Source organism: Pleionea mediterranea (assembly GCF_003148745.1).
Classification (GTDB): Bacteria; Pseudomonadota; Gammaproteobacteria; order Enterobacterales; family Kangiellaceae; genus Pleionea; species Pleionea mediterranea.
In genome coordinates this window covers 192,917-217,201 of sequence record NZ_QGGU01000004.1, presented here as the reverse complement: position 1 = coordinate 217,201, position 24,285 = coordinate 192,917, and the positions used below count along the sequence as shown (strand labels likewise).

The window sequence follows — 24,285 nt, the reverse complement described above, 5'->3', positions numbered from 1 at the left end:
TTTTAATAAAGCAATCGGGCGTGGTTATAAATTGGCCACGCCTGTTCTTCTCCGAAATCGTTTAATCATGCTATCGGTCAAATACACCGACAACGCCAACCAGATTAAGCCAAAAGTAATTCCCTGCTGCCAACCAAAAGGCTCCTTATAAACCACAACGGCCAATAGAAAGGTCATGGTTGGGGCAATAAACTGCAAAAAGCCTATGGCGTACAAAGGCAGTCGTCTGGCGCCAATGGCAAATAAAATCAGCGGAACGGCCGTGACAATACCGCCTGCTGCCAACGTAAAGTCGGTGGTACGGGTATCGTTTAAAAACATGGCGTCGTTTTGCCATAAAAAATACAAAATCACCGCCAGGGCAAATGGAAAAGCAATTAAGGTTTCCATTAACAGGCCATTTAATGAATCCACCGGCGTCTGTTTTCGCACCAGACCGTAGAGTCCAAACGTCAACGCCAGAGCCAAGCTCAGCCAGGGCACCTCGCCCACCATGATTATCTGGTTGATCACCGCCACTGCGGCAATCGCTACCGACGTCCACTGCAATTTATTCATGGTTTCTTTTAACAGCACCACGCCAAGCAGAATCGATAAAAGCGGATTAATAAAATAGCCCAGGCTGGTATCCAGCACCCGGTCGTTTACCACCGCCCAGGTAAAAATAAACCAGTTATTGGACACTAGTAAGGTACTGGCTACCAATGCCCAGAATAATCGTCGATTTTGCCAGATGGCTTTTATGGCAACAGGCGCTTTTAGCAGCCACATAAACAGCAACACTGTTGGCACACACCAGGCAATCCGATGCATTAAAATTTCCATCGCGTCCACATGCGACAGGGCTTTAAAGTAAATCGGCACCAGTCCCCACCAGATGTACGCTAGCATGGCGGCTATGTAACCTTGTTTTTCTTGTGTCATTACAGCACTCATAAATTAACCTATCAGGTAGGTACCGGTACCTAGCGCAATCAATGTTTGTTGTTCGTTGTGCAGCTCCATTCGAACTACAGCCACTTTGTTGCCCGACCGCAATACTTTCGCCGAAGCAATAAAGCGTTCTCCTCGCCCCGGTCGTACATAATCAATCCGAAGGTCAATGGTACCAAGCCGGGACAGCTTTTCTAATAACTCTTGCTGATGGGTTTCCGGGTTACGTTGCATAAGCCCGATAGCCGCCATGGTTCCGCCAGCCACATCAATCGCCGAGGCGATCACACCACCGTGCAAAATACCCTGTATGTAATTGCCCACCAACTCAGGTTTATTATGAAAGGACACTTCACAACTGTCTCTGTCCAGCTTATCGAAATGCAGACCTAACAGTTTATTAAAGGGTATTTTCTCACCGAATGCTTCGGCAAGTTGCTGAATTAGCTCAGGCTTTGGCATAAGATCATCTCAGGGTTACAATGGCGGCAACTATTGTAACGCATTGTGCAACGACTTTATGCAAAGTTTCCGTCCACCATTCTGGCTCCGTAATCCTCATCTGCAGTCGATCCTTGCGTCATCCCCGCTGCGCAAGCGGCAGTTGAAACAGCAATCGCAACACTGGATCAACCGCAGTCGCTCCCTACTGTTATCCGGCGGTAACGGTGCCCATCTTCTGGGGTATTGGACACCGGGCGAAAACCAGCAGGCACCGCTGGCTATTCTATTGCACGGCTGGGAAGGCACAACCGACTCAGGCTACTTACTCTCCTGTGCCAATCGTCTGGTTAATGAGGGATATCAGGTGTTGCGCGTGGCACTGCGCGATCACGACCAGTCCCATCATTTAAATCGAGAGCTGTTTCATTCCTGCCGGCTCGATGAAGTGGTTAATGCCATCAGCAATGGCATCAAACGCATCAACGCCGAGCGCAATCATCTGATCGGCTTTTCACTGGGCGGCAACTTTGCCATACGGATCAGCGAACAGTTGTCTTCCGATATGAGATCTCACGATGACAATTCTTTTCAAGGCAACTATTTACAAGGCAATTCTCTTGATAATCAATCTCTTGATGAGCAAACTCTCGATGATAAACATCCGCAGAACAATCTGCTCAACAGTACAATTGCGATTTGTCCGCTGATGATTGCAGCCGACACGATGAAAAAATTGCAATTAGGCCCCGCTATTTACCATCATTACTTTTCTAAAAAATGGCGACGTTCTATTCGCAAAAAGATGAACCTGTATCCACAAGATTACACGCAGCTCGATTTACAGCGCGTTAAAAGCTTACAAGATCTTACCGATTACTTTGTTCGGCACCATACCGACTTTGCCAGCACCGAACATTATTTTGATGGTTACAGCATCTACGCCGATCGGCTTAGCCAATTGTCGATCCCGGTTGAGATCCTGATGAGTCTGGATGATCCCATTATCAACCCTTCTTTTTTAAAGCCTCTGGAATCGCTGCCGAGTGTTCGTGTGACCTACACACAACACGGTGGCCACTGCGGTTTTATTAAAAACAGACAACACCAAAGCTGGGCGGATGATTTTGTGGTGGAGAAACTGAAAGCAACCGCTCATTCGGAATAACGACCGCTGTTCCTGTAACTGCTTGACATGGAGGAACTTTTTCTCTAACAATCATTGAGTCAATTGTAATATAGTGTTTGTATGAGAATTATAAAGCCCGGTCAGCGCAAAGCGAAAAAAGCCAAGGATCTCAAAAGCCAGTCAAACGATGGGGCGGATGTATCTGCCGTTGAAACCAGCCACGACCCGGTAGACAATCCCCCGCAGAACCAACAGGCTGATGCGGCAGCAACAGAGCTGAGTGATTCAGAGCCCGATTCTGTTAACCCTGCAAAAGATGCATTGGATATTTCCGAAACTGCCGACGAAGAACACTCAATAGGATCCTCACCAGAGGATCAGCAAACCTCACTAGATATCTCAAAAGACAATTTAAATTTAGACTCTAATTCTACCCATGATTCTGAGCCTGATACTTCGCCCGAAGCTAACGACAGTCATTCCGCTAAATCACCGGATGAAACACAAATAGAATCGGAAAACTTTGAGCAGGCGGCCACTACTAACGAACAAAGTGATTCTGATACGAAGGAATCAACGTCCAATCACGAACCCGTGGTTGAGCAAACCACAACCGATGACTCCATCCTCGAAAATACCACCATTGTTGATGCCATGGTTGATGATGTTGAGTTTGATGAAGCTAAGACTGACGATTCTGAGATTGATGATTCTGATGACAGCTCTGATGACGGTTCTGAACTTAATAACTCTGATACTGAAGACTCCGAACTGAATAGTTCTGAGAATAGTCACACTGAGACAAACCAGACTGAGAATGATCGCAATGAAAATCATCACATTGAAAATAATGACGTTAACAACAATGAGCCTGACGCAGCCTCTGATGAAAAAGTCGAGCTAACATTAGAAGCGCAAGTCGATGAAACTGCCGATAGCCCAAATGAAACTGAAAGTCCTATACAGGAACAGGGTGACTCCCAAACCAATGCCCCGGAAGTGGATGATTTGGTTGCTGAAGAAGGTCATATCAATGAGCATTTGCCTTACGATGACGCTCAGCAGGAGCATCTGGAAACCATCACTCCAGATATAGAACCCGATATAACGCCAGAAGTGGCATCTGACATATCACCGGAATTGTCCACCGAGCTGGAACAAGCGGCTTCTGATCCAACCCATTCTGCTCCAATCAATTCTGCTGCAACCCTTTCTGATGTAACCGCTTCAGAAAATACCCATGAATCTAGCTCTACATCCTCTTCATTAGCGGAAACCACAGATATAAACGCAACGGATGCCGTTAATTCCGCTGATGCCATAGTTGCTGATGAACAAGAAAACCACCAGTCAACAATCAGCTCTGACCAAAACGATAAAGAACCTGACGAATCAACTGATGAAACTGATGTGCATCCGGTAAGCCCTGAACAAACTATATCCGGCGTTGAACCTGAACAAGCTCTTGAACTTGAATCCGAACAGGCTCTCGAACTTGAACCTGAACAAACTCTTGATCCTGAACATAAGCCTGCCGAGACACCGGAAGAACTTCCTGAGCAAACGCCCGAAGAATTACCCCAACAATCCCCTGAAGAACTACCGGACCAAACACCCGAAGAGCTGCCAGATGAATCACCTGAAGAATACCCTCAGCAGCAACCGGATGAAATGCAACACAATCAGCAATCAACATCAGACACTCTAAGCAAAGACGACTCTGTTGAAGCGACTGCTCTTTTACCAGAACAATCTTCTTTATCGGAACAATCATCCGAACAACCATCAGCACCGGATGCAGATAGCAGTTTAGCGTCAAGCTCGGAAATTACAGAACTGGAAGCCGACACTGTAGAACCATTACAGCAAAAAGCAGAAAGCGGGGAAACCAATAACCATCAACTGCCCGAGACTTCCACTCAAGCTGACTCTACCCAAACAGAGACATTGCAAACAGATTCATTGCAAACAGAAACCTCTGAAGAAAATTCGGTTAACAATGAGATAGAACCGGACAAGCCAGATACAAACACTAACGAAGTCGAACAAAACACGGCCGACTATCAAACTGATACTGACGAAGATAATAAGACCGAACAACAAGCTGTAAACTCCGATGATGATCCCGAGACAATTGCTCCCCAGCCAACAGACAACAAAATTTCCGACGAGCATTCAGAGACAGCATCTTCTGCAGAAACAGTAGAAACACAATCACCAAACGACGATCTAAGTACAGAACAAGAGGTCAGTCAGGCAACCAATCAAAATACTGCAACGGTTACAACTAACTATCGACAAACAGAAGATGACGGTCCTACTGCCAGTGAAAAAATAAAACAGTTTTTAATAAAAGTTGATTCTGGTGTTCGTTACTTTAAACAGTGCTATCAGGAAGACAAACATGGCGCTATAAAGTGGTGGCTTAAAACCAATAAAGAACAAGATGAATTAAAACAAGCTATCTCGCGTTTGTCTTACCAAATGAATGATGAAGATTTTACACTGGATAAAATCTGGTCAGCTCTATCCGACTTCACGCTAAAGCCAGAAGACGTAAACAAGCTCAAATGGTTTGAAGATGCGCACCATAAAATCATACAGATCACCACAGCATTAAAAACAGGGCGAAAAGTTGAGCGCCCTGTTTTACAGAAACTTCAAAATCAATTGCGCTTTATTGCCAATTCGGAAGAATTTTCTCAAAAATACGGTTTGGAAAAAGCTCGAAAAGAGGTATTTAAGATGTACAAACACTTAACTCAAGTGCTCGATGAACTAAAAAAGATCGAGCGCGAAAAAATGGCCAATAAAGAAAATGAGCAAAAACTGGAAGCACGTCGTTTAGCGAAAGAAAAAGCGGAAGCAGAAGCGCAAAAAGAAAAGCTGGAAGTCATTAAACACAAAGAAGCCCGACTGCAAGCACAGGAAGAAAAGAAAAAAGCACTGGCATTTAAAGAAGCAGAAGAAGCCGAAATGCTGAGAGAAGAAAAACTTGCCGAGTTGAAAGCACAAGAAGCTGAGCAACAACGACAGTTACAACTACAAGGCTCCTACCTTGATATGCAGGTGCAGGATAAAATATCCGCGCTTTCAATAAAAGAGTTGTCCGCCATGCTCAGCAGCCGGGTTAATCAATCGGAACTTTCCGAAGATGATCAAAAGTCGATTGAAGACCTAAAAGTAAAACTAATTGGTCATTAATTATTGACTGTACAACATTAGTTTTCATCAAAAGTTATACCTAAATCCTGACTGATTTTAGCTAACTTGGTTCACACAACAGACACTTAATGGCACTAAATTGACACAAAGCGACTCTAAAATATTTATTACCAATAGCAACCAACCTTAAGGCTCTCAACTAAGAAAATCACATCTCTAATAGTTGTATAGCCATACCTATTAAAAGATATGTTTTTATTACTAGACGAAGTTGATTTTTCATCATATGACAAAGAAAGTAAAAATATTCAGTTGTTTATTGCTTTTTGATTTGGTAATTTGAATCTGGGTATGTAGGAAAGAAACACTAACAATAAAATATAAAGAGGAAATCTTATGGATGTACGATCGTTAAGCAGTGCTCTTCACTCGGCCAAGGGCTGGATGAAACTCGTTGGCGTTATGATGATCATTTACGGCGTATTAACTGCGTTATCTATTGTCGGGATTATTGTGGCATGGCTGCCAATTTGGATGGGTGTACTATTATTCCAATCCGCCAGTGCTGTCGAGCGAGCGCATCAATCCGATGACGCTGCCGCACTTATGGAATCTTTATCAAAACTAAAAACTTACTTTACCATTATGGGTGTATTAACCCTGATAGGACTCGTACTTATGTTCGCCGCTTTCTTCTTTGGCGGAATGGCAGCTATTATGGGCGGTATGTCTCAAATGTAGTTGTTGTAGACTATGGTAATTTAAAAGGCATCTATCAAGATGCCTTTTTTATATTTGACGGTTAAACTTTCAAATATTTCACGTGTACTGTTTATCAAAATATCCTTTCGTTTCATCTTATAATTTTTAAGTTAACAATAAACTTCAATATTGATTATTTTCTTCGGCCTTATCTTTTCCAGCGAACGTTAATTATACAAAAAAAGAGAGCTCTAAGAGCTCTCTTTTTTTGCGAAGTAATATCTAAAAATATTTTATTAGTAACTATTTAAAGTTATAGCTAACACCTACGCCAAATCCATCACCATCAAAATCATCGGCTTTCGCTTCTACATAAGCGCCAAAATTTTCAGCAAGACGTTGACGTAAACCTAAGGTTAAACCGGTGAATGAATTGCCATCAATACTATTATGTGTCACTTCACCATAAACTTGAGTAACACTGGATAATTGATTTCTTACACCAAAACCAAGTTGATAACCGTCATCCGTTACTTTTGCATCGCCCGACTTCACTTCGAAGTCAAGATAAGAAAAATGGCTGTATAAACTGGTGTTGTTGTTTAACGCATGTTTATAACCCAAACCTAAAGTTAGTGTATTAAAATCGGTATCATCCGGTCCACCTAATACGGAAAAGTCATCCGATAGACCTTCATAAGAACCTCTAACAAAGAAGTTTTTATTTAACTCGGCATTACCTCGGATCATAAACCCATCGGCATCCTCGTATTCACTGTAACCACCTTCAACAAAATTAAACGAGGGTTCATTGGCTGTTGCAGACAGAGAAGCCATTGCTGCGATAACACTGGTTGCAAGTAGTTTTTTCATTTTACATATCCTTCATTTCATTTTTGACTGGAATTTAATTAAGCATTTAATGCTTGATGACCATTCTACAAACTAAAACTGAATAAAATCTTAATAAAACCAATCTCATTATGAGACATTTGTCATAAATTTATAATCAAAGCCAAATATGAAACTGTGGCTTACCTGACTGGTAAGTTTGTACAAAATGCATATATAATCGAAATAATTTCGAGTTTTCAAAAAGGACCCAGAATAATGAAAACCATTTGTTCGATTTTTGTACTGCTATTATCAACACCATTATTCGCTAACGAACCGATAGAACCGAGTTTTACCTATTTAGAAGTTGGCTATACACATATTCCCGATGATGAAAGTTCTACGTTGGATCTTGATGGTGGTGACATAAAGTTTGGATTTATGCTTGGCGATAATTTTTTTTCTTATATCAGTCGGCGTGAAGTAGAAACCTCTGACGACCCGGTTTATAGTGAAACCTGGAAGGATTTAGCGTTGGGTTATAAGTATGATTTAGATCAACGTTCTGCAATTTATGTAGCGGGGATAAAAACCAAAATTGATGCCGTTGACTATCTAGATTTTTTCGATCAACATTTTATATCGAAAGCCAAAAGTTTAGCCTTTGGCTATCGCATTCGCTTTAATCAACAATTTGAGCTGGGTGTCGAAGTTATGTCACGAAAATACACCTTCTGGGACGATTCAACATTGGATGAAACAGAAGGATTTGTGAAAGGCACTTATTATATTTCTGAACGTTTTGGTTTTTCTGCAAAATTTGGACAAGAGCTTGAGCGTGATTTGTATCAGTTGGGATTACAGTTCGACTTCTAAGTAACCGGTTGTTACTTTGTAACTCCCCATTAAAAGTTATTACCCACAAAAAAGGCGATGTATTTTACATCGCCTTTTTTGTAATAATTACATTTGAAATGATTAGTGCCGAAAATGACGCATGCCGGTGAAGACCATAGCCATATCATGTTCATCTGCGGCTGCAATCACTTCTTCATCACGCATGGAACCACCGGGCTGTATTACCGAAGTAATACCCGCTTCGGCAGCTGAATCAATGCCATCACGAAATGGGAAAAAGGCGTCCGACGCCATTACAGATCCTTTAACCACCAAGTTTTCATCGGCGGCTTTAATTCCGGCAATCTTTGCCGAGTAAACACGACTCATTTGTCCGGCACCGACACCAATAGTTTGTTCATTTTTTGCATAAACAATGGCATTCGATTTAACAAATTTAGCAACCTTCCAGCTAAACAATAAATCACGAATTTCCTGCTCGGTTGGGGTACGTTTGGAAACTATTTTCAGATCGTTCATACCAATGCTGCCAAGGTCGCGATCCTGAACCAGTAAGCCACCATTCACTCGTTTAAAGTCCAGACCTGGCTCAGCACTTTGCCATTCACCACAGGCCAGCAATCGAACATTCTTTTTGTTGCTGACAATTTCAATGGCGTCTGCTGAAATTTTTGGCGCGATGATTACTTCAACAAACTGACGATCAATAATCGCACTGGCGGTCGCTTTATCCAGCTCGCGGTTAAACGCAATAATGCCACCAAACGCAGACGTTGGATCCGTTTGATAAGCCAAATTGTAAGCCTCTAAAATATCTTTTCCTTTAGCAACACCACAGGGATTAGCGTGCTTCACAATAACACAGGCCGGCGACTGAAAACTTTTAACACATTCTAACGCGGCATCGGTATCCGCTACATTATTAAAGGACAATGCTTTGCCTTGTAATTGTTTCGCAGTAGCAACGCTGGCTTCTTTGGCATTGTCTTCTACATAAAACGCTGCCTTTTGATGAGGATTTTCACCGTAACGCATATCTTGGGCTTTATTAAACTGCAACGAAAAGGTTTCAGGAAAATCGTTTGCCTGTTCTTTATTTTCAAGACGAGCACTTAAATAATTTGCAATAGCGCCATCGTATTTTGCGGTGTGTGCAAAGGTTTTAGTGGCGAGCATAAATCGCAAATCAAACTCTGTTCCACTGGATTGTTTCAATGCGCTAATGACTTTTGAGTAATCATTATGATCCACCACCACGGTTACATCATTATGATTTTTTGCCGCCGCTCTAAGCATAGTCGGCCCACCAATATCGATGTTTTCAATAGCATCGTTTAGTGTGCAATCATCTTTTGCCACGGTTTGCTCAAACGGGTATAAATTGACACATAATAAATCGATGCCTTCTATGCCGTGCTCGTTCATCACAGCATCATCAGTACCACGACGACCTAACAAAGCACCATGAATTTTTGGGTGAAGCGTTTTAATGCGCCCGTCCATCATTTCAGGAAAGCCGGTGTAAGACGATACTTCGGTCACCGGAATATTGTTCTCCGCTAATAATTTAGCAGTACCACCAGTGGAAAGAATATCGATGTTCATGTCGGACAGTTGTTGTGCAAATTCAACCACACCAGTTTTATCCGAAACACTGATCAGTGCGCGTCGAATGGGACGTAAACTTTGCATCAAAAAGCCTCTTTATAAAGCGGGTAAGACGGTTTGTTGGAGCGAAAGGAGTTGAAAAGAAAAAGCCGGAATCAACTCAAGTCAATTCCGGCTGGTGTTCAATTAGTTCAAGCCGTAAATTTTTAATTTTTTACGCAGTGTTCCACGATTTAAACCAAGGATAATTGCCGCTTTGGTTTGATTTCCACGGGTATAGTCCATCACACGCTCTAACAAAGGTGCTTCGATTTCTGCCAACACCATGTCATAAAGCTCCGATGGCGTTTGACCGTCTAAAGAATCAAAATAATTTTTGATTGCGGTGTTAACACTTTCGCGTAAAGTCGGTTGTTCCGTTACTGACGCTGTATTTACGCTTTCGGTTGCTGGTACGGTTTCCATTGTTTCTAGTATGCTCATGCTACTTTTGCCTGTTTCAATTTTTGTTGTTGAAAGAACTGCTTCACAGCCGATAGCTGTTCGTTAGCTTGTTCAATGCGAACAAACGCATTACGAAACTCACGACTATCGATCTGCTCCTTCAAATACCAGGAAACATGCTTCCGGGCGATGCGTGTTCCCTGACCTTCACCATAAAACGAATGCAGATTCGCAACATGCCGCAGCATGATGTCTTCTACTTCGTCTATATTGGGTTCTGCAAGCTTGCTACCGGTTTCCAGAAAATGCTGTATTGCTCTAAAAATCCAGGGGCGCCCTTGCGCGGCTCGGCCAATCATAATGGCGTCTGCACCTGTGTAGTTCAAAACCTGTTGCGCTTTTTCTGGGGAAGTAATATCCCCATTGGCAATGACCGGTATCGACACTTGCTGCTTAATTGCGCGAATAGTGTCGTACTCTGCTTCACCTTTGTAGCCACAACTTCGGGTGCGACCATGGACGGCCAAAGCTTGAATTCCTGCCTGCTCCGCAATTTGTGCGATGGTTAACCCATTTTTGTTGTCACTGTCCCAGCCGGTGCGAATTTTCAAAGTGACCGGAACTGAAACCGCCTGAGTTACCGCCGTTAAAATGCGTTCAACCAATTCAGGGTCGCGCATTAAAGCGGAACCTGCGGCCTTATTGCAAACTTTTTTTGCCGGACAGCCCATATTAATATCAATAATCTGAGCGCCCTGCTGGACGTTATAAACCGCCGCTTCTGCCATCATTGCGGGTTCAGCACCTGCAATCTGGACGGAGCGAATACCGGTTTCGCCACTGTGATCCGAACGCAGCAGACTTTTCCGGGTATTTCGAAGTTTCGGGTTTGCCGCAATCATTTCCGATACCGTCATGCCTGCGCCGAGTTCTTTGCAAAGCATACGAAACGGACGATCGGTTACACCCGCCATAGGTGCCAGAACTAACTGATTGTCCAGTTGGTACGGACCTATCTTCATCAACGAAAGTTAACCCTTTCCGGAGCTGGTTAAGAAAGCGCCAAATCATACACTTTTTAATCGAATTTGAAAATCAAAATATCTACAGAAAAGGGCTTGATTTTAAGGATATTTGATAAAACAAACAGTTAGCGAATGTTGAATCATTGATGGTTGATTTGAGGCAATGAAAAATCAGCTAAAAAGCGACGTTTGCCTTTGTTTTTTATGGTTTTTGCGTTTGCAACGAAGGGATTGTGTTACAAAATTTGCAAGTCACAATCCCTTTTATTAGCTGTCATGCTGATGAATTCGATTAATGGGCTTCATCCCAGTTGTCACCAACCCCGGCTTCCACCAACAGTGGCACACTGATTTCTGTGGCAGACTGCATTAACTCAATGATTTTACTGGAGCAACTTTCAACCGCCTGTTCCGCCACCTCAAACACCAGTTCATCGTGTACCTGCATCACCATTTTGCAATCCGGGCGAGATTCCGTGATCCATTGATCCACACTGAGCATTGCCAATTTAATAATATCCGCCGCACTGCCTTGCATTGGCGCATTGATTGCGGTTCGCTCAGCGCCCTTTCGACGCATACCATTACTGGCATTAATTTCTGGCAGATAAAGACGGCGGCCATACAGGGTTTCCACATAGCCATTTTCTCTGGCGGATTCTTTGGTCTGTTCCATATAGGCTTCGACACCCGGGTAACGGGCAAAGTAGGTATCAATATAATGCTGCGCTTCTTCACGCCCAACACCAATTTGTTTCGCCAGACCGAACGCCGACATGCCATAAATTAAACCAAAGTTTATCGCCTTGGCACTGCGACGCTGCTCCTGCGTGACCTGCTCAGCCGACACTGAAAAGACTTCCGCTGCGGTTGCGGTATGAATGTCTTTTCCCTCGGCAAACGCACTCAATAAACCTTCGTCCTGTGACAGATGCGCCATAATGCGTAATTCAATCTGCGAGTAATCCGCTGCCAATATTTTGCGACCCTTTGGTGCAATAAACGCCTGACGGATGCTGCGACCCGCTTCATTTTTGATGGGAATATTCTGCAGATTCGGATCGGTCGAAGACAATCGCCCGGTTGCCGCCACTGCCTGATGATAGGAGGTGTGCAAGCGACCGGTTTGATGATTGATCATTTCGGGCAGCTTATCGGTATAGGTACTTTTTAATTTGGATAATCCGCGGTACTCCAGAATCACGTGCGGTAATGGGTAATCCAGCGCCAGCTCCTGCAATACATCTTCCGCTGTGGACGGTTGCTTCTTCGGTGTCTTTTTGATCACCGGCAACTCCAGTTTTTCAAACAAAATGCGTTGCAGTTGCTTTGGCGATCCCAAATTAAACTCTTCACCCGCCAGCTCAAAAGCTTTTTGCTGTAACTCAGCCATGCGCGCGGCAAAGGTCTGACTTTTTTCCCGCAATAATTGACCATCAAGATAGACACCGGTGCGCTCTATTTTTGACAACAAAGACAACAACGGCATTTCAATGTGCTCAAACACACCTTTTGGGCCTTCTTGTTGTTCAAGCATTGGCCATAACTTCTGGTGCAACTGTAAGGTGATGTCGGCGTCTTCGGCGGCGTATTCTGCGGCTTTTTCAATGTCTATCTGATTAAACATAATTTGCTTGGCACCTTTACCGGCAATGTCTTCAAAATGGATGGTGTCCATGCCCAGATAATTCATCGCCAAAGAATTCATGTCGTGTCGCGACGCTACACTGTTATAAATGTATGACTCCAGCATGGTATCGTAGGCAATGCCGTTTAATGCAATGTCATATCGCGCCAACACACTTGAGTCGTACTTCAGGTTTTGCCCCACTTTTTTAATCTCGGCGGATTCCAGAATGGGTTTTAATTGCGCCAATGCCCAGTCACGGTCGAGCTGCTCTGGCGCATCCAGATAATCATGAGTCAGCGGTAAATAAGCGGCAACGCCAGGTTCAGTGGCAAAGGAAAGGCCAACCAGATCAGCCACCATATAATTAAGGCTGGTGGTTTCCGTATCAACGGCAAACAACTCGGACTGCTGCAGTTTTTTGCACCAACTTTGTAACTGCTGCTTGGTCAAAATGGTTTCATAATCCCGTTTAACGGAAGATTCCTTATTCTCAGCAACGGTTTCACTTGGCTCACTGGCATCGCTGGAAATTTCATGCAGCCAGGTTTTAAACTCAAACTTTTTAAACAACTCGGCCAGTTTTTTACTGTCGGGTTCACCGTGCTGAATATCCACCAGTGAAAACGGCAATTCCACATCGGTTTTAATGGTCGCCAGCTCATAGGATAAAAACGCCATCTCTTTATTATCCGCCAGTTTCTCCGGCATTTTTTTCGCGCCGCGAAACGACAGGTCACGCACGGCTTCCAGATTGTTATAAATACTTTCCAGATCACCGATGCCCTGTAACAACGCCACCGCTGTTTTTTGGCCCACGCCAGCAACCCCGGGAATATTGTCGGAAGAATCGCCCATCAGTGCGAGATAGTCGATGATTTTATCGGCGCCAAATCCGTATTTTTCTTCCACCCGTGCCGGATCGGTGATCGGATTATTTTTGTCCATGGTGTTGATTAAGGTGACGTGCTGATTGACCAGTTGAGCCATATCTTTATCACCGGTGGACACCAGGGTATCAACACCGGCTTCGGTGGCTTCTTTAGCTAATGTACCAATAACATCGTCGGCTTCTACGCCATCAACCACTAATAAGGGTAAGCCCATGGCTTCAATAATTTGATGTATCGGTTCAATTTGCACGCGCAAGTCATCCTCCATTGGCGGACGATTCGCCTTGTACTCGGCATACATATCGTTACGAAACGTTTTGCCTTTGGCATCAAACACTACAATCACTTTGGCGTCAGGGTAATCGCGTAAATGCGCCCGGATCATACTGATCACACCACGAATGGCGTTCGTCGGAAAATCGTCACTGGTGCGTAACCCCTGGATCGCATGATAAGCGCGAAATAGATAGGACGAGCCGTCAACCAGGATGACCGAGTAGTTCGATGACATGGATATAAACCTGTTTAGCTGTGTTTGGCGCACATTTTACCGATTCTGGCGTATCTTGCGAGCGCTATTAATCTTAGGAGGCATTGGACACCCGCTACTTCATTTCCCATAACGTCACTTTTTCATAACATCACTCTTCATAGCATCACTCTTCATAACGTCACACTTCATAACCTCTGTTTGCCATTTAATGAGGTAAATTATCTCGCCAGCAAATAGTCAGTTAGCTCTTTTTATTAAGGTAAGTTATAAGAAGAGAGCGCTAAGCCATTATTTAATAACGATATATAAAATTTCGCGTTGTGTGAATAACTTTTGTTCAAATGGCTTTAATGGAAAGATCATTCACAAACGGCTTTATTTCCGTTACAGTATCGCCACAAACAAAAAACAAATATTTCTATATAAAACAATAACCTATAAACTTAACAACAAAGTTATCCACATAAACTATCCAAATAGCGATATTTTTCCATCCTGTGGATATTTTTGTTTATAAACTGTTTGGGGAGACACCACACCCATGTGGACTCAAAATTCACCGTGGAATCAAATAAAGCGCGGCTTGTCCTGGATCAGTCGGTTCAGTGGCAAGGGCATTGCCTACCTGACTCTATTAATGGTGCTTGCCATGTTTGGCAGTACCCTGATGAGCAATTTGTTCAACATCAATTTCATCTGGCTGCAGGAATCCGTCACCTGGATCCACGCTGCCGTGTTTATGATGGGCGCCGCTTATACCCTGCAACATAATGAACATGTGCGGGTGGATATTTTTTACCACCGGTTTTCGGCGCGAACCCAGGCCAGCATCGATATCGCTGGCACCCTTTTGTTTTTATTGCCGGTCTCGGTATTTATTCTGATGACCAGCTGGAACTATGTGATGCGCAGCTGGCAACTGACGGAAAGCTCCGCTGAAGCCGGCGGATTACCCGCGGTGTATCTGCTAAAAACACTCACTGTTGTGATGCCTGTTTTGCTGATCATTGAAGGCCTGCATCAATTGATGATCAACATCGACAAGTGGCGTGCAAGCCCGCCACAATCCAGCATCAATAAAACACAGGAGCGTTCATCATGATGGAATGGCTCCCCTTTATTATGTTTGCGCTGGTGTGCCTGTCATTGATGGCCGGTTATCCGGTGGCTTTCTCTTTAGCGGGTTCGGCACTCATTTTCGCCGGTATTGCAGTGGCATTTGACTGGATAAATCCGGTGCTGCTTAACGCCAGTTTTAACCGAACCTTTGGCATTATGAATAATCAGGTGTTGGTTGCCGTGCCGCTGTTTGTGTTTATGGGCATCATGCTTGAACGCGCCAAAATTGCCGAAAACCTGCTGGAAACCATGGCCCGATTGTTTGGTGGCCTCCGTGGTGGGCTGGCCATATCGGTCATCATAGTGGGTATGCTGCTGGCTGCCAGCACCGGCATTGTTGGTGCCACTGTGGTTACCATGGGCATGTTGTCATTACCGGTTATGCTTAAACGCGGTTACGATGAATCATTATCCACCGGTACCATTTGCGCATCGGGCACATTGGGTCAGATTATTCCACCCTCCATCGTTTTGATCCTGCTCGGTGAAGCCATCTCTTCTGCCTATCGCAGCTCTTACGGTGGTGATCCGGTAAATGTGGGTGACTTATTTATCGGTGCGCTTATTCCGGGCGTTTTACTGGTACTCGCCTATATGGCTTATGTACTGATCCGGGCATTTATTAATCCGTCTCTTGCGCCCAAAGCGGAACACACCGACAGCATTTCAATGGCTCAGGTGATCAAGAGTTTATTATTACCACTGATATTAATTTTTATTGTTCTTGGCTCTATTCTGGCAGGCGCAGCAACACCAACCGAAGCCGCTGCCATTGGTGCAGCCGGCGCCATGTTACTGGCCATTGTGCAACGCCAGTTCAGTTGGGAACGTCTTAAAGATGTGATGTTTTCCACCACACGCACCTCTTCCATGGTGTTTATGATTCTAATTGGCGCATCGATTTTTTCACTGGTGTTTCGTGCACTCGGTGGTGATCATCAGGTTCAGGTGTTTCTGACCGAAATGCCCGGCGGTGTTGTTGGCGCGGTAATAGTCGTGATGCTGGTGATGTTTTTACTGGGCTTTATTCTCGACTTTATTGAAATCATTTATGTGGTGGTGCCGATTGTTGCACCCATTTTATTGCAGATGGGTGTCGATCCTATCTGGCTTGGCATTATGATCGCCCTTAACCTGCAAACATCATTTTTAACACCACCGTTTGGTTTTGCCCTGTTCTACTTAAGGGGAGTTACACCTAGCTCCGTGCCCACCGGAAAAATTTACCGCGGCGCGCTGCCATTTATTGCCATTCAGGTGGTGTTGTTGATTTTACTGGGTGTGTTTCCCGAGTTGGCAACCTGGCTGCCAGAGCAACTTGGGGACTGATTACTTGTTTGGAATATTTTAAAAACTGCATCTAAAAAATAGAAATCTGACAATATTAGAAATGTCGTACTTTCAAGCTCGAGTTATAAAGCCAATACATTACTCATGAATTTAAATATTGTATTGGCATTTAATTACACTTACGCTGTTTCGCCTAGCCGGGCGACCTTCTTTTTCAAGAGCCAAAAAGAAGGCAAAAAGCCCTCCGTTCCAGCAATTAAGCCCTAACGGGTTCCTCAAAATAACTCATACCTTAGACACACCATTATTGACAGCCTTCCATGGCTGGCAATAACTTTCACTGGCTTCCATGCCAGCGAATGTGTTCGGTATGCATTATTTTGAGCTTAATTAAGTCTCTCTTCAAACCTAAAACCTAAAACTAAGTTAGAAGACGTTTTCTACTGATTGGTTTTACTTTAGCCAATCATCACCGAAGGCTGTAAAACGATTGCTCGGACACTTTATGCCAGTCGTACACCTGCTTTTTATAGTTGCTGTAAGACTGATACACACGCTCGGCAAAAGCATCGGTGGCAGCCAGCTCTTTTACCACATCGTGGGATAAAGCTTCAAAACGCGCCAGCACATCTTCAGGCAATTTTTTCAGTTGCACATTGTGCTCATTCACCAGTGACTCCAACGCCTGATTATTCTTTTCGGTGAAATACGCCAGCATGTCAGAGTTTGCCAGTGTGCAGGCCGCTTTTACAATCGCCTGCAAATCATCGGGCAGTGCATTAAAGGCATCCAGATTAATGATGGCTTCCAGAGTGGTGCCCGGCTCATGCCAACCCGGATAATAATAGTATTTGGCGGCTTTATGCAGACCAAACGCCAAATCGTTATAAGGACCAACCCATTCGGTTGCGTCGATGCGGCCCCGGTTTAACGCCGAGAATAATTCAGCGCCCGGGATCAGCTCCGGTGTACCGCCTGCGCGTTTAAACACTTCACCGCCAAGTCCCGGAATACGCATTTTTAATCCTTGAATATCGTCAAGGCTATTAATTTCCTTATTAAACCAACCGGCCATCTGTACCCCGGTATTCCCCGCTGGCATGGGCAGTAATCCTAACGGCTGATACAGCTCTTGCCACAGTTCAAGACCGCCACCTTTATACAGCCAGCCATTCATCTCCTGTGCGTTTAAACCAAACGGAACCGCAGAAAAAATTGGCGCGACCGGCAACTTGCCTTTCCAGTAATAAGACGCACCGTGCCCCATTTGCACCGTGCCAGCGGCAACCGTGTCGAACACTTCCAGCGCAGGCACCAGATCATTGGCGCCCATTACCGTAACCTTCATACGACCGCCACTGAGCTCATTGATTTTTTGCGCAAGATATTCGGCGCCTTCGCCCAGTCCCTGAAAATTCTTTGGCCAGGTGGTGATCATGGTCCACTCGATAACGTCAACCTTACTGCTGGCTTGTCCGGTGGCACACTCTTTCGGCTCTGAGCTGCAGCCGCTCAATCCCGCTGCCGCACCAATGCCCACTGCACCCACAAATGCTCGTCGCTTCATAGTCCCCTCATTATTGTTTTATCGTCGGATAGTCTTATAGTCGGATAGTTCTTATAGTCTGATAACTTCTAATCTTCTAATGACTTAAAACCTGTGCTTGTTTAATTCGCACAGGTTTTAACTCAACCACTTATCAATTGGATTGCTGAATTATTCACTGTTCGTAGCTGGGTTGCAACGGTACTCTGACACATATCTCTAAACAGAGTCGCCCGAGTATTACCTTATTCAGTTTTACAGAATTTACTCATAACATTCCGTCATAGCACGGTTAAACGCATGATCTTTTTGCCTGGTTTGATATGATGGTTCACTTAACTCAAAATTATGGACGCATCACCGCTTCAGTATGCTTGTAAAACCTCTCGCGTTTAAAGGCCCAACTAACCACCTGACCGATCTGTTTGGCGAGCAGCAATTGTTTGATGGCTTGCAACTGTTACTCAAGGATCGTCTCAGTCAATGGCACTTTGAACAGGCCACCAATTGGGTCTCGGCTCAAATAAACGACGGACAGACTTATCAAACTGAAATAAGCTGGCCGCTTTCGGCAGAGGGCAACCATTGCAGTTGTTCAGAGCAAAAAAATTGTGTTCACATGGCGGCGCTGGCCATCGAAACAAAAAGGCAACTGCACCAAATCGCCTACCCTCATAAAGACGCCAGCGATGAGCTAACGCTCTGGCAACAAACCAAATACTGGTTGTTATCACAGCATCATGATCCTTTTCCAAATATGGCGCGTCACCGACTGGTGTATTTATTAAAGCACGAAGCGGATCAATTTTATATCTCCTGTTACAAAGCCTACTTAACACAGGAAAACCGTTATCTGTTAAAAGATAAGTTTGATTACCAAAACTTATCTTTTACTAAACTGCCGAAGTTTGTTTCGTTGCTGGATCAAAAAATTCTTTATTTATGTCAGCAATCCAACCTTAAGTTTAATAAACATTCAGACAGAGCAGATTTAACAGAACCGAATTTATTTTATCTGCAAAACGATGCACTAAAAGACCAATCACAAGAAAATAATATTCACGACCAGATCTTACAATTGATGTTAAGCAGTGGTCGTTGTTTCTGGAAGGCGAGTTCGCGACCGGCGTTAAAACAGTCAATAATCAATAAAGTTGTTGATCATAATCAAGCCGACGAACATTTTAGTCATTCCGATATCGATTTGCCTGGCATTACACCCCATCATTATTTTGATATTTCTCATAACCGGGTGATTACCCTATTGGAAAAGACGCGTCACTTAACGCTTGATGCGCAAACCATTCAACCCTGTTTAACAGTGGCGTCTTTTGAGTTGGACTTTCCCTGGCGACAAAAAGCGCCGCTGTCACTGAATGTGGGTCAGATCAGCTTTCAACAAAATGATTTATCGTTTAGTTATCAACAGGCGCTCGATGAAGAAGCAACGCTTGCCGATACTCACAAACAACAACTGGCAGCCTGTTTACGCACACTGGAATCCACCGCAACCGTTTCCGCATCCCATGATCTTGCGGTTGCTGAACAATTTGATATTGCCGATCGCTGTTTAAATCTTAATACCGGTCAACTGGCAGTCTGGCTGGTGGGTCTTAAACAGCTCGGCTGGACAATTAATATAGATCGCTCCTTTCACCTGAATAAACAGAAAGTTGACGACTGGTATCTCGATGTCAGTCGCGATCAGGACTGGTTCGAATTGGAGTTGGGCATAAAAATTAATGGCCAGTCCTTTAATATAATGCCCTACTTGGTTCAGCAAATTCGTAATGGTCAAATTAATTTAAACCGGATTGATGATATCGATGAACTGACGGTGCAACTCGACAGCGGCGATCAGGTAGTACTGGAAGCCGATCGCATTAAGCACATTTTAAAAACACTGGCGGAGTTATTTGACAAAAAACCACTAACCGATAAACAAACTTTACGTTTGCCCAACTCACACATAAGCCGACTGTCGCAACTGGAGCAACAACAGCAACCCTTGCAATGGCAAGGTGATCACTGGCTTAAACAACAGGCAGAACGTATCAATAATGCCAGGCCCAATACCATTGCTCTACCCAAACAATTAAACGCCGAACTTCGGCATTATCAGAAAGAGGGCGTTAACTGGTTGCAATTTTTGCAGCAGTTTCAGCTTGGCGGCATATTGGCCGACGATATGGGGTTGGGTAAAACGTTACAGTCCCTTGCGCACTTACTGATCAATTACGCCACTCATAATACCCGTGCGCCGACACTTATTATTGCCCCCACCAGTTTAATTGCCAACTGGCAATCGGAAGCCAACAAGTTTACGCCGAGCTTAAAGTGCATGACGTTTTATGGCACAGAACGTCATCGTTCGTTGGAAGAGTTTTCCGATCACTCATTAATTATCACCAGTTACGGCGTATTACAACGCGATGTGCAACAACTGAATAAAATTGAATTCGATACCATTATTCTTGATGAAGCACAGGCCATTAAAAACGCCAAAACCAAACTGGCAAAATGTTGCTTTAGTTTGTGGGCAAAACACAGATTCTGTTTAACCGGCACGCCGATTGAAAATCATTTAGGTGAACTGTGGAGTTTGTTTAACTTTTTAATGCCGGGATTTTTAGGCAGTGAAGCGCAATTTAATCGGCTGTATAAAGTCCCCATTGAAAAAGAGCACAACGATGCGATCCAGAAAACCTTAGTGCAACGGATTCGACCCTTTATGCTTCGGCGCACTAAAGATAAAGTGGCGAAAGAATTGCCACCAAAAACCGAGTTTGAAAGACTGATTGAAATGGACGACCAACAGGCCGACTTTTATGAAGCGGTCCGATTATCCATGGCGGAAGATATTCAAAAAGCCATACAGCAACAAGGCGTTGGTAAAAATCAATTAAGGATCAGCAACGCTTTATTACGATTACGCCAAATTTGTTGTCACCCTCAACTGGTGAAATTAAGTTCCAGTCATTCCATTGAACAATCGGCCAAACTCAGCTGGCTGGAAAATGCATTACCGGAAATGATTGAAGAAGGCCGTCGCATTCTTCTGTTTTCTTCCTTTACCAGTATGCTGGATATTATTGAACAACGATTAAATGACTTATCCATTAACACCCTTAAGCTCACCGGGAAGTCCACCAAACGCGGCGAACTGGTTTCGAAGTTTCAACAGGGCAAAACGTCGGTGTTTTTAATCAGTTTAAAAGCCGGAGGCTCGGGTCTTAATTTAACCGCGGCGGATACGGTTATTCATTATGATCCCTGGTGGAACCCTGCCGCAGAAGAGCAGGCCAGCGATCGCGCCTATCGCATTGGTCAGGATAAACCTGTGTTTGTGTATAAATTAATTACTCGCGGCACGGTTGAAGAGCGCATTTTAAAAATGCAAAAGAACAAACATTTACTGGCCGATAAAGTGTTATCCCATTCGATGGGCGACTTGCAAACCATCACCAGTCAGAACTGGCAGTCGTTATTTACACCCATCGAATAGTTTTGGATAGTTTTATCGTTTTTATTTATCCGTGTTCATCACCATATTGGCCGGACGAGACAGCTGTTGGTATAAATAGTCTTTAAACGCTTGGTCATAATCTTGTTTATCGATGGCTTCTGCCATGCAATTGAGCCAGGCATCACGCTCTTTTGGTCCTATGGTTAAATGGGCATGGGCACGCGGTATGCTGATGGGTCCGTATTTTTCCCGATACAAAGTCGGCCCGCCCATCCAGCCGCATAAAAACCGAAATAATTTATCGCGCGAGGTGTCCAGATCCTTCGGGTGCATGCTTAATATATGTTGTGCATGGGGTCTTTGCTCCATGGCATCATAAAAATCATTCACCAACTTTAATACGCCCGCTTCACCGCCTGCGGCTTTAAACGACGCATCGAGGCTGCCGTAAGGCAGTTTTTCGGCACTAAAATTCGACATAAGTGCGATCCTGTTTCAAAATAAGGACAGAAGTTTAAACAGTCCATCACGCCAATGGTATAGGGAACCCAATTATGTCATCGGAATATCTCAAGATAGCATTAGCACAAATCAGCCCGGTTTGGCTGAACAAAGCTGCAACCTTGCATAAAATTCAAAGTTACATTGAACAGGCCGGTCAACAGCAGGCTCATCTGGTGGTTTTTGGTGAAGCCCTATTACCCGGTTATCCGTTCTGGCTGGAACTTACCGGCGGCGCCCAGTTCGACAACGACCGACAGAAACAGATGTTTGCCCATTATGCAGATAATGCCGTCTGTATTGAATCGGGCGATCTCGACACGCTTTGCTCGGTGTGCTGGGACAATAATATTGCCGCTTATGTTGGGTGCATCGAAAAACCGGCCGACCGGGGTGGCCACAGTTTATATTGCTCGCTGGTTTATATTTCTTCCGACGGAAAAATACAGTCGGTCCACCGAAAATTAATGCCAACCTACGAAGAACGCCTCACCTGGTCGCCCGGTGATGGCAATGGTCTGCGCACTCATAAACTGGGTGCATTTACAGTGGGAGGCCTAAACTGCTGGGAAAATTGGATGCCCATGGCAAGACAATCACTCTACGCACAGGGTGAAGATTTACACATTGCCGTGTGGCCCGGTGGTATTAACAATGCCGAACTCATCACCCGATCCATTGCAAAAGAATCCCGCTCATATGTAGTATCAGTCAGCGGATTATTTTCACTAAAAGACATACCCGATGACACACCGTTAAAACAGGAAATTGTTGATACCGCGAATGAAAAACTCAAGCAACCCACCGATACTATTGCCAATGGTGGCTCCTGTGTCGCTGGCCCCGATGGCGAATGGGTTTTACCACCAGTCATCGATGAAGAAGGTTTGCAAGTAGTCACCATCGATCATCAACATGTGATGCGCGAACGACAAAACTTTGATCCATCAGGGCATTACTCACGACCCGATGTACTGCAGCTGAAAGTTGATCGCACGCGACAATCGACGGTTAAATTTAGTGAGGATGAATCATAGATTTCAAAGATCGAATGCTTCTCAGAAAGATGTTCGCAGTTAACGATATTCTTTACCATGCCAAACTTTCAGGATATAAATGATATCGCCTCTAAGGCTGTATCGAACAATATAATTTCCAGCAACCAATTCTCTTACATCTGGCTTTTCATCAAGTATCTTTCCGAGTTCAGGATTAATTATTAGATTTTGTATAGTCGACATTAATTTGCGCGCGTACTTTTCAGCTGCGGATGGATTTTTTTCGGCGATAAACTCGCGTAGTCTTACTAAATCATTGAAGGACTCATGAGTAAATTTAAGTCTCATTTTTTAGGAGGAGCCTTTTCGTCAGTCTTTCCCCAGCTAGCTAACCAATCCATAACATCATCGCCATCGATAGTGTTACCCTCTTCAATATCTCCTAAAGCGCGACGTGTTTCTAACAACATTTGCTCTCGGCGTTCCATTCGCTCAACATATTGACTTATCGCATCTTTAATAATCCAACCTTTCGAGCGATGAAGTTTTTCTGACATGGACTCCAACTTACTCATCAATTCATCCGACATACGTACACTGGTCATAGCCATAGCACTTACCTTTTTCTCTTACAGATGTATTACATTGTAATACATTGCATTGCATGAGTCACGAGTCAGTTTCCACATCCAGCTTTCTTCTCTTTCCACTTCTATAGAGCCAATACGAATCAATAGGGTCAGAATCAATAGGGTCAGAGTTTTTGATCATACTGCCGCTTCCAATATTGCTCTGACTTACGATCTCCACCGCGCGGTCGAGGCTTTGCTGTACGCCCCGTTGTCTGCTCAATTTGTTGTATAAATCTCTCGCTACCGAGTACCCATCCCTTATGGGTCGCATCACGTATTTCTTTTAATGTTTTCTCTGCCATTCGGCCTCGAAACAATGTTCGATAATTCTTTAGCCGCTCTTCTTTAGTTTTACCTAAAGCAGTATACGCATCATGAGGTGTGATCAATTCAATCTCTTTTCCCATAGCGTTGCCTTGATAGCTCGACCAGGAGTACTCCGAGGCGTGCTCTACCATTCCGGCTCTAACTGGATTCAGTTCGATGTAACGATGCACGGTTAGCAGATAGTCTTCACTATCGACCAACGTCGATTTATACCGTCCTTCCCACAACGTTCCAGTCCGTGAGTAGGTATGATT

20 protein-coding genes are annotated in these 24,285 nt (G+C 44.2%); 8 read left to right on the top strand and 12 right to left on the bottom strand.

Going from position 1 to position 24,285, the window contains the following annotated elements; translation table 11 throughout:
- Positions 1–24: 24 nt before the first annotated feature.
- Both rarD and C8D97_RS06545 read right to left on the bottom strand, forming a co-directional pair.
- Entirely contained in the window at positions 25–936 is a 912-nt protein-coding gene (gene rarD / locus C8D97_RS06550; protein ID WP_245411405.1) for an EamA family transporter RarD, read from the bottom strand.
- 3 nt (positions 937–939) lie between these two features.
- Complete coding sequence (locus C8D97_RS06545; protein ID WP_109762950.1) at positions 940–1,395, bottom strand: thioesterase family protein; 456 nt, start codon at positions 1,393–1,395, stop codon at positions 940–942.
- A gap of 58 nt (positions 1,396–1,453) precedes the next feature.
- Between C8D97_RS06545 and C8D97_RS06540 the strand changes: the two genes are divergently transcribed.
- From C8D97_RS06540 to C8D97_RS06530, 3 genes are all read left to right on the top strand, one after another.
- Positions 1,454–2,542, top strand: a complete 1,089-nt coding sequence (locus C8D97_RS06540) for a YheT family hydrolase (protein WP_109762949.1) — start codon at positions 1,454–1,456, stop codon at positions 2,540–2,542.
- Positions 2,543–2,623: 81 nt separating this feature from the next.
- The gene (locus C8D97_RS06535; RefSeq protein ID WP_109762948.1) at positions 2,624–5,707 is read left to right on the top strand and encodes a hypothetical protein; all 3,084 of its coding nucleotides are present in this window, start codon (positions 2,624–2,626) and stop codon (positions 5,705–5,707) included.
- Between the two features lie 357 nt (positions 5,708–6,064).
- Entirely contained in the window at positions 6,065–6,409 is a 345-nt protein-coding gene (locus C8D97_RS06530) for a DUF5362 domain-containing protein (protein ID WP_109762947.1), read from the top strand.
- Between the two features lie 264 nt (positions 6,410–6,673).
- On the opposite strand, the gene C8D97_RS06525 is transcribed toward C8D97_RS06530, so the two are convergent.
- Positions 6,674–7,243, bottom strand: coding sequence for an outer membrane beta-barrel protein (locus C8D97_RS06525; protein WP_109762946.1), 570 nt, complete (start codon positions 7,241–7,243; stop codon positions 6,674–6,676).
- Between the two features lie 237 nt (positions 7,244–7,480).
- Between C8D97_RS06525 and C8D97_RS06520 the strand changes: the two genes are divergently transcribed.
- Positions 7,481–8,080 carry a hypothetical protein gene (locus C8D97_RS06520; protein ID WP_109762945.1) on the top strand — a complete coding sequence of 200 codons (600 nt, stop codon included), beginning with the start codon at positions 7,481–7,483 and terminating at the stop codon, positions 8,078–8,080.
- 102 nt (positions 8,081–8,182) lie between these two features.
- On the opposite strand, the gene purH is transcribed toward C8D97_RS06520, so the two are convergent.
- From purH to polA, 4 genes are all read right to left on the bottom strand, one after another.
- On the bottom strand, positions 8,183–9,754 hold the full coding sequence (gene purH / locus C8D97_RS06515; RefSeq protein WP_109762944.1) for a bifunctional phosphoribosylaminoimidazolecarboxamide formyltransferase/IMP cyclohydrolase: 1,572 nt from the start codon (positions 9,752–9,754) through the stop codon (positions 8,183–8,185).
- Positions 9,755–9,856: 102 nt separating this feature from the next.
- Positions 9,857–10,135 (bottom strand): DNA-binding transcriptional regulator Fis, encoded by a 279-nt coding sequence (fis, locus tag C8D97_RS06510; RefSeq protein WP_245411412.1) that lies wholly within the window; start codon positions 10,133–10,135, stop codon positions 9,857–9,859.
- Between the two features lie 14 nt (positions 10,136–10,149).
- The gene (gene dusB, locus C8D97_RS06505; protein WP_109762942.1) at positions 10,150–11,136 is read right to left on the bottom strand and encodes a tRNA dihydrouridine synthase DusB; all 987 of its coding nucleotides are present in this window, start codon (positions 11,134–11,136) and stop codon (positions 10,150–10,152) included.
- Positions 11,137–11,431: 295 nt separating this feature from the next.
- Entirely contained in the window at positions 11,432–14,170 is a 2,739-nt protein-coding gene (gene polA / locus C8D97_RS06500; RefSeq protein WP_109762941.1) for a DNA polymerase I, read from the bottom strand.
- A 523-nt stretch (positions 14,171–14,693) separates the two neighbouring features.
- Between polA and C8D97_RS06495 the strand changes: the two genes are divergently transcribed.
- Both C8D97_RS06495 and C8D97_RS06490 read left to right on the top strand, forming a co-directional pair.
- Entirely contained in the window at positions 14,694–15,254 is a 561-nt protein-coding gene (locus tag C8D97_RS06495) for a TRAP transporter small permease subunit (RefSeq protein WP_109762940.1), read from the top strand.
- Positions 15,251–16,600 carry a TRAP transporter large permease gene (locus C8D97_RS06490; RefSeq protein WP_109762939.1) on the top strand — a complete coding sequence of 450 codons (1,350 nt, stop codon included), beginning with the start codon at positions 15,251–15,253 and terminating at the stop codon, positions 16,598–16,600. The genes C8D97_RS06495 and C8D97_RS06490 overlap by 4 nt, the downstream gene beginning before the upstream one ends.
- A gap of 430 nt (positions 16,601–17,030) precedes the next feature.
- On the opposite strand, the gene C8D97_RS06485 is transcribed toward C8D97_RS06490, so the two are convergent.
- Positions 17,031–18,128 (bottom strand): TRAP transporter substrate-binding protein, encoded by a 1,098-nt coding sequence (locus C8D97_RS06485; RefSeq protein ID WP_109762938.1) that lies wholly within the window; start codon positions 18,126–18,128, stop codon positions 17,031–17,033.
- 349 nt (positions 18,129–18,477) lie between these two features.
- On the opposite strand from C8D97_RS06485, the gene C8D97_RS06480 reads away from it, so the two are divergent.
- The gene (locus C8D97_RS06480) at positions 18,478–21,612 is read left to right on the top strand and encodes a DEAD/DEAH box helicase (protein WP_109762937.1); all 3,135 of its coding nucleotides are present in this window, start codon (positions 18,478–18,480) and stop codon (positions 21,610–21,612) included.
- Positions 21,613–21,633: 21 nt separating this feature from the next.
- Here C8D97_RS06480 and C8D97_RS06475 read toward each other — a convergent pair whose 3' ends face one another.
- The gene (locus tag C8D97_RS06475) at positions 21,634–22,053 is read right to left on the bottom strand and encodes a group II truncated hemoglobin (RefSeq protein WP_109762936.1); all 420 of its coding nucleotides are present in this window, start codon (positions 22,051–22,053) and stop codon (positions 21,634–21,636) included.
- Between the two features lie 74 nt (positions 22,054–22,127).
- On the opposite strand from C8D97_RS06475, the gene C8D97_RS06470 reads away from it, so the two are divergent.
- Entirely contained in the window at positions 22,128–23,111 is a 984-nt protein-coding gene (locus C8D97_RS06470; protein WP_109762935.1) for a carbon-nitrogen hydrolase family protein, read from the top strand.
- 39 nt (positions 23,112–23,150) lie between these two features.
- Here the strand turns inward: C8D97_RS06470 and C8D97_RS06465 are convergent, their stop codons facing one another.
- The 3 genes from C8D97_RS06465 to C8D97_RS06455 form a co-directional block, all read right to left on the bottom strand.
- Positions 23,151–23,420 carry a type II toxin-antitoxin system RelE/ParE family toxin gene (locus tag C8D97_RS06465; RefSeq protein ID WP_109762934.1) on the bottom strand — a complete coding sequence of 90 codons (270 nt, stop codon included), beginning with the start codon at positions 23,418–23,420 and terminating at the stop codon, positions 23,151–23,153.
- Positions 23,417–23,677 (bottom strand): CopG family ribbon-helix-helix protein, encoded by a 261-nt coding sequence (locus tag C8D97_RS06460; RefSeq protein WP_210204876.1) that lies wholly within the window; start codon positions 23,675–23,677, stop codon positions 23,417–23,419. Before C8D97_RS06460 ends, C8D97_RS06465 begins: the two co-directional genes overlap by 4 nt.
- A gap of 149 nt (positions 23,678–23,826) precedes the next feature.
- Positions 23,827–24,285, bottom strand: a 459-nt coding sequence (locus C8D97_RS06455) for a transposase (protein WP_425348729.1), incomplete at its 5' end; no start/stop codon positions are given.